6 protein-coding genes are annotated in these 6,048 nt (G+C 66.4%); 2 read left to right on the top strand and 4 right to left on the bottom strand.

Translation table 11 applies throughout. The features are described 5' to 3' along the window. Nucleotides 1–212: 212 nt before the first annotated feature. The 3 genes from AC1DS3_RS05070 to AC1DS3_RS05060 all read right to left on the bottom strand — a co-directional run bounded on the left by AC1DS3_RS05070 (nt 213) and on the right by AC1DS3_RS05060 (nt 3,505). Nucleotides 213–1,232: a helix-turn-helix domain-containing protein gene (locus AC1DS3_RS05070; protein ID WP_477126785.1), complete on the bottom strand. Its 1,020-nt coding sequence runs from the start codon at nt 1,230–1,232 to the stop codon at nt 213–215. 410 nt (nt 1,233–1,642) lie between these two features. After that, entirely contained in the window at nt 1,643–1,948 is a 306-nt protein-coding gene (locus AC1DS3_RS05065; protein ID WP_441641578.1) for a hypothetical protein, read from the bottom strand. 231 nt (nt 1,949–2,179) lie between these two features. Then, the gene (locus AC1DS3_RS05060; protein ID WP_477126784.1) at nt 2,180–3,505 is read right to left on the bottom strand and encodes an aminotransferase-like domain-containing protein; all 1,326 of its coding nucleotides are present in this window, start codon (nt 3,503–3,505) and stop codon (nt 2,180–2,182) included. Nucleotides 3,506–3,637: 132 nt separating this feature from the next. Here AC1DS3_RS05060 and AC1DS3_RS05055 point away from each other — a divergent pair, with 132 nt between their 5' ends. Both AC1DS3_RS05055 and AC1DS3_RS05050 read left to right on the top strand, forming a co-directional pair. Then, a complete protein-coding gene (locus AC1DS3_RS05055) occupies nt 3,638–4,267 on the top strand; it encodes a LysE family translocator (RefSeq protein WP_477126783.1) in 630 nt (209 codons plus the stop codon). A gap of 65 nt (nt 4,268–4,332) precedes the next feature. Then, nucleotides 4,333–4,680, top strand: coding sequence for an antibiotic biosynthesis monooxygenase family protein (locus AC1DS3_RS05050; protein WP_441641575.1), 348 nt, complete (start codon nt 4,333–4,335; stop codon nt 4,678–4,680). Between the two features lie 118 nt (nt 4,681–4,798). Here the strand turns inward: AC1DS3_RS05050 and AC1DS3_RS05045 are convergent, their stop codons facing one another. Beyond that, nucleotides 4,799–5,881, bottom strand: a complete 1,083-nt coding sequence (locus AC1DS3_RS05045) for a porin (protein WP_477126782.1) — start codon at nt 5,879–5,881, stop codon at nt 4,799–4,801. Between the last annotated feature and the right edge of the window lie 167 nt (nt 5,882–6,048).

The following is a 6,048-nucleotide window of genomic DNA, read 5'->3' as shown; positions in this document are numbered from 1 at the left end:
CCTTAAGGCGATGCGAGTTTGGGTCCCGGCCGCTCTTTTCGCCGAATCCCGAGGAGGTAGTCGCCCCATCCGGCGCGCCTTTTTTGCCTACTTTTTTGGCAAGACAAAAAAGTAGGTCGCCGCCCCGCAGGGGAGGTGAAACTGCAGTTGCCTTTGACTTTAAGCAGTTGCAGTTGCAGTTCCAGTTGCAGCCAAGCCCCCCATCCCCCCATCTAATGCCGCAAAGCAACCCCCCCCCCCCCCGCATTCTGCTGCCGCCACTGCGTCGGACTCATCCCGAACCGCTCATGAAACACCCGGCTGAAATGCGCGGCATCCGCAAACCCCAGCGCAAACGCAATCTCGGTAATGCTGCGCCCGCCCTCCCCACCGCCGGATAGGCGCAGCGCAGCCTGCCGCAGCCGGCGCGAGAGGATATAGGCATGCGGCGTCTGGCCGAACTCGCGGAACAGGTTATACAGCGTGCGGCGCGAGACGTTCAGGACCACCGCCAGGCTTTGCGCCGATAGCGCCGGATCGTGCAGATGGGCGTCGACGAACCCGGCGATGCGGTTCATGCGCGCTTCGCCCAGATGGCGTGCCATGGCGGCGTCCGTGCCGTCCCTTATCACCGCGGGCGACGGTGCGTGCGCGCCCTGTAGCGCCGTCTCCATCAGCGACACGACGGAATCCTGCAGCACCACCTGGCCTTGCTGGTCCAGCAGGTGGCCCGCACAGGTGTCGTGCAGCAGCGCCCCGAGCGCCGACACCGCGATGCGCGCCGCGCCCTCGCCGCGCAGCGCCCGTCCGCCCAGGCAGGTGGCCGCCTGCCGCCAGCCGAAGGCGCGCTCCTGCGGCACCAGCAGCACCAGCACGCGGCAACGCTCCRCCATGTCGATGCTGTAGGGCTGCGCGGTATCGTAGATCGACCACATGCCCGGCTCCAGCGACGCTTCGTTGCCGCGCTGCGCCACCCGGCTGCGCCCGCTCAGCTGCCAGAAAATCTTGAAGAAACCCGCATCGGAAGCCACCGCGTGCCGGCGCTCGCGCGCCACGCGATGCGCGTCAACCTCCATGTCCGCCACCGCGCACGCGCCGAAGCGCGCATAGCTGACATTGCAATGGAACGGCCCGCGCGCCTGGCGGGAATATTCGAGCGGCAGGAAACGCGTATCGATGGCCTCGCGCCATTGATCGAACGTCATATTGGTCGTGCGCGTCATATTCTGCGGCAGGCTCTGCACAGCGGGCATCAGGGCATCTCCAGTGACCGGCGGCATGGCGCGCGCGCCGGAAGTGCGGGAAGCTGGACGGCCAGCCTAATGGAAAGCCCGGGGACAGACAATGGGAACAACTACGCAGGCGCACTCGCGCCGGCCCGGACAATGGCAAGCCGGCCCCGTCGCCGCACCGGTTGCTGCACTGCCGCACAACCTGCTCGGGACAGCCGGGGCGCCGGCCAAGCGTGATTTGCCGGGATGCGCCTTTGGGAGCCTTGGCCTTTGGGAGCCTTGGCTTGTCGCCCGCCACGATCGCCACGGCACACATCACGCGCGAGGGTCGTGGGAGAAGTCGCCCATGTGGGCACTCGGCTTCGTATCCTCGCATGCCATGGCAGCCACCATGCGCAAATGGCCGCGGGCTTCGGGAGAGGACTTCGGGTTCAGACAACGCGATAGATTTCCCAGCGAGCAGTGCCGGAGACCACGAACGGCTCCAGTTCCTTGCCCCATTGCGCATGGGCCGGAATCGATGCGAGCTGGCTCCACGCACGGTCCAGTTCGCCGAGGTCGCTCACTTCCCACTCGTGGACCACGGTCGCCTCCAGCGCGCCGATCGAGCCGGTCAGCAGGCGCCCGCGCACCAGCCCCACCTGCGGCGCGATCTCGCGCGCCCAGCCCTGCAACCGGTCGATGACCTCTTGCTTGTGCCCAAAGCGGGCATCGATCTGCCATCTGGCTATCAACATGATGTTTCCCCTTGATGCGTTAGCGGAAGGGCACAGACCGCGGAGCAGCCGCCGGCCCCGCCCCACCCGTTCCACTATAGGCCGGCATCATTGGCGTCATGGCAGGACAAAGCGTGGCAGCCAGGGTCACCGCTCCGGCGCAACCCGCGGCCCAGCCCGATATCCGCCCGCCCGGTGAGGTATGCGTAACACGCAACGGCGGGCCGCTGCCAGCCTCAAAGGGGGGAGGTATCAGCCGGCCACCGCCCTGCGCACCTTCGCCAGCGCCGCCTCCAGGGCTTCAAGCGAAATGGAGCCGATGGCGAGCCGCAGCGCATGCGGCACGTTGGGCGTCGCGGCGAACGGCTCCGCCGTTGTCACCAGGACGCCCTCGCGCGCCAGGTCCGCGGCAATGCGATCTGCTCGCAGGTCCTCGGGCAAAGAAAGCCAGAGATAGTAGGACGAGCGGTGCGCGGCGATGGCGCACCCCCGCAGCACGCGGCGCGCCAGGCTCTGGCKCCGCCGCGCGTCCTTGCGCTTGCGATCCTCGAGCCCGTCAACCAGGCCGGCCTCGATCCAGTGGCAACCCAGCGCCACGGTCAGGGACGGGGTGTTCCAGGTCGACACGCGAATGGCGCGCTCAAGCGCCGGCACCATGGCCAGCGGCGCAACGACAAACCCCAGCCGCAAGCCGGAAGCCACGCTCTTCGACAAGCCCGACACATAGACCGTGCGCCCTGGCGCATAGGTAAAGACCGGCTTGGGTGCCGGCTCCGCCAGGAAGGCATAAGCGCCGTCCTCGACGATCAGGAAATCATGCCGGTCGGCCAGCGCGGCCAGGCGCAAGCGGCCTTCCTCCGGCATCACCGTGCCCAGGGGGTTGTGCATGGTGGGCATGGCGTAGACCGCGCGCACCGGACGCCGCCGGCAAAGCGCGGCCAGCGCGTCCAGATCCATGCCCGCGACGGTATGCGGCACCGGCTCCAGGCCGAGGCGGTGCGCCTGCGCCAGCATCTTCATGCCGGGATAGGTCAGCGCGTCCACAGCCAGGACATCGCCCGGCTTGAGCAGGCCCATGACCGTCACGGCGAGGCCCTGCTGCGCGCCATTGACGATCAGCACCTGCTCCCCGCCCACCCGGATGCCCCGGTTGCGCAGGTGCCTTGCCGCGGTCTGCCGCTCGTGCGCCCGCCCACCCTGGGGCGCCGAATGCAGCAGCGCATCGAGGTCCCCCGAGGCCGCGATGGTGCGCAGGCCGTCGCGCAGCATGTCGGCCTGGCCGGGCAAGGACGGATAGTTGAAGGTGAGATCGACCGCGCCGAAACGCACCGGGTGCTGCTCCAGGCCCAGGCCGCGCGGCAGCGAGGTGTCGCGCACGAAGGTGCCCCGGCCGGTCTCGCCAACGACAAGGCCGATGGATTCCAGCTCCCGGTAGATGCGCGATGCGGTGGCCAGGGCGACGCCATGCTGCTTCATCAAGACGCGAACGGTCGGCAATTGCGTGCCTGGCGGCAGCACCCCCTCGCGGATGCGCCCCGCTATCTCGTCCATGATGGTTTTGTACCGGGCTGGGATCATGCCTTGGCCTGCGCGCCTTCGTCGGATCGTTCTTTGTATCTAGAACAATTTTTTGTTTGTATCAGACACAAAGATTACGCTATCAGCCTCGACAACGTAAAGGGCTCCGCGGAGCTTTCTGGAAACCTGGGCATGATCGAATTCGCTACCTTGTMGGTGTTCGCCGCGGCCGTGATGGTGCTGCTGCTGTCACCCGGGCCAAACATGGCCTTCGTCATGGCGCACGGCGTCACCTACGGCCTCGGCGGCGGCGCGGCGGCCGCGCTCGGCATCGCCGCGGCGGATCTCGTGCTGACCGTCCTGACGGCAACCGGCATCACCGCCGTGATTGCCGCGTGGCCCCCGGCCTTCGACCTGATCCGCTATGCGGGAGCCCTGTACCTGCTGTGGATGGCCTGGAAAGCGCTGCGCCGCCCGCTGCTGCCGCTGGGCGCGGTGACCCGGCAGGCCTCGTTGAAATCGGTGTTTTTCCGCTCTACGCTGAACAGCTTGCTGAATCCGAAGGCGTTGCTGTTCTTCATGGTCTTCCTGCCGCAGTTCGTGGACCCGGGCAAGGGCAGCGTGGCCCGGCAGCTGATTGTCCTGGGCTGCGTGCTGACGGCGATCAGCACCGTGTTCCACGGCCTGCTKGGCGCGGCTGGCGGGTCGGCACGGCGGTTCCTGAGCCGCAACCCGCGTGCCGCCGTGTTCCAGAAATACGGGCTTGCCGTGGTGCTGGCGCTGCTGGCGCTGAGGCTGCTTGCCATGCCGAAGGTGTCCTAGCCGGCGAAGATGGCGGGCACTTCCATCCCTATACTGAAAAGACAATACAAGAAAGACAACACGAGATGTACATCGCAGCCTTTATCTACAAGCCCGGCAAGATCGACGAAGAGTTCCAGCGGCTGAGCGCGGTCATTGACGAGGTGGCGGGCAGCATCGCCGGCTTCCTGGGGGCCGAATCCTGGCGCTCGCCCGACGGCAAGCTGGCCAACGCCAGCTACTACTGGCGGGATCAGGAAGCCCTGCGGGCCTTCGCTGCCCATCCACGGCACCTTGACGCCAAGCGCCAGTACCGCAAATGGTATGACGGCTATCACGTCGTGGTGTCAAAGGTGGAGCGCGTCTATGGCGACGGCAGCCTGGCTCACTTCACGCGGTTCGGCGAAGAAGAGAAAAAAGGCCGGTCGATCTGACCGGCCAAGCGATCCTCGCGCATCAGCAAGGTCGATATGATCGTTGGCGGCATCCTCCGTGCGCAGGATGCCGCCCAAGTGCTGCTCAGTTACCGCTCAGTTACCGCTTAGAAGCGGCTTAGAAGCGGTGACGCACGCCGACGGTGGCGCCGGTCTGGTTCGCGCCCGGCAGTGCCGTGCCGGCACCGTTCAGGCCCAGGGTGGAGCCCGACTTGTTCTTCACGTAGCCAATGTTCACGTAGGCATCGGTGCGCTTGGACAGCGAGTAGTCACCCGACAGCACGTACATCCACGAATCCGCGCCGCTGTTCTTCATGTCGGTGTAGTACGCCGCGCCAGTCAGCTGGAACGCAGGCGTGAACTTGTACTGCGCGCCTGCCCAGTACACATTGCTGCGGGTGACGGTGGCCGTGGCGCTTGCCGTGCCGTCGTCACGCAGCCAGCGGTAGCCGGCAAACACCTTGGCATCGCCGAAGGCATAGGACGCGCCGATGGCCGCGCGCTTGGCGCTGCGGTCCTTCAGTGCCACCGACGAGCCCTGGAACTGGTCATACGCGGCGCCGACCGAGAAGCTGCCAACGGCGTAGGCCAGGCCCGCGCCGTAGTTGCGGCCCACCTTGCTTTCGCCCGGCACTTCGCTGCCGTTGGTCACCGTGGCATCGCGCCCGGTGCTGTAGAAGCCGGTAGCCGTCAGGCCGCCGAACTTGCCCGTGTACTTGAAGGCGTTGTCGGCACGGCCATTGAACAGCGAGTCGACGCTGTTGAGCGAGTAGCGCGGGCCAACGGMCATCGGGTCATAGGCGCCGAACAGGTCGTACAGCGCGTTTTGCTGGCGACCCAGCGTCACGGCGCCGAAATTGCCCTGCAGGCCCACGTACGACTGGCGGCCGAACAGGCGGTTGCCCTGGCCCGAAGCGCCGGTATCGATATCGAAGCCGCTTTCCAGCACGAAGATACCCTTCAGGCCACCGCCCAGGTCTTCGCTGCCGCGCAGGCCCCAGCGCGAACCCGACAGGTTGCCGGAGTTCATGCGGGTGACGGTGCCACCCGCGGAGCCGGAGGCCGGCATGTGGTTGATGACTTCAATGCCAACGTCGGCGATGCCGTACAGCGTGACGCCGGACGAGGAGGTTTGGGCGAACGCTGCGCCGGAGCCTGCGGCAGCAGCCGCGGCAGTCATTGCAAGGAGAGCTTTCTTCACTGATTTTCTCTGTCTTATGGATGGATGAGGCAGTCTTCCGCCAGCCGCGGGCAACCATGCGATAGACGCCATGAACCGCACCCGTGGCGGCTGAGCGCATTATCGATGCCTTATGTGAAAGCTTGATGTCGCTTTGCATGGCCGTATGTCTGCATGCCTGGATGACT

The organism is Cupriavidus sp. 01L46, assembly GCF_056399905.1.
Note: the sequence above shows the minus strand (reverse complement) of the source record. Positions and strands in the feature narration are given on the sequence as shown.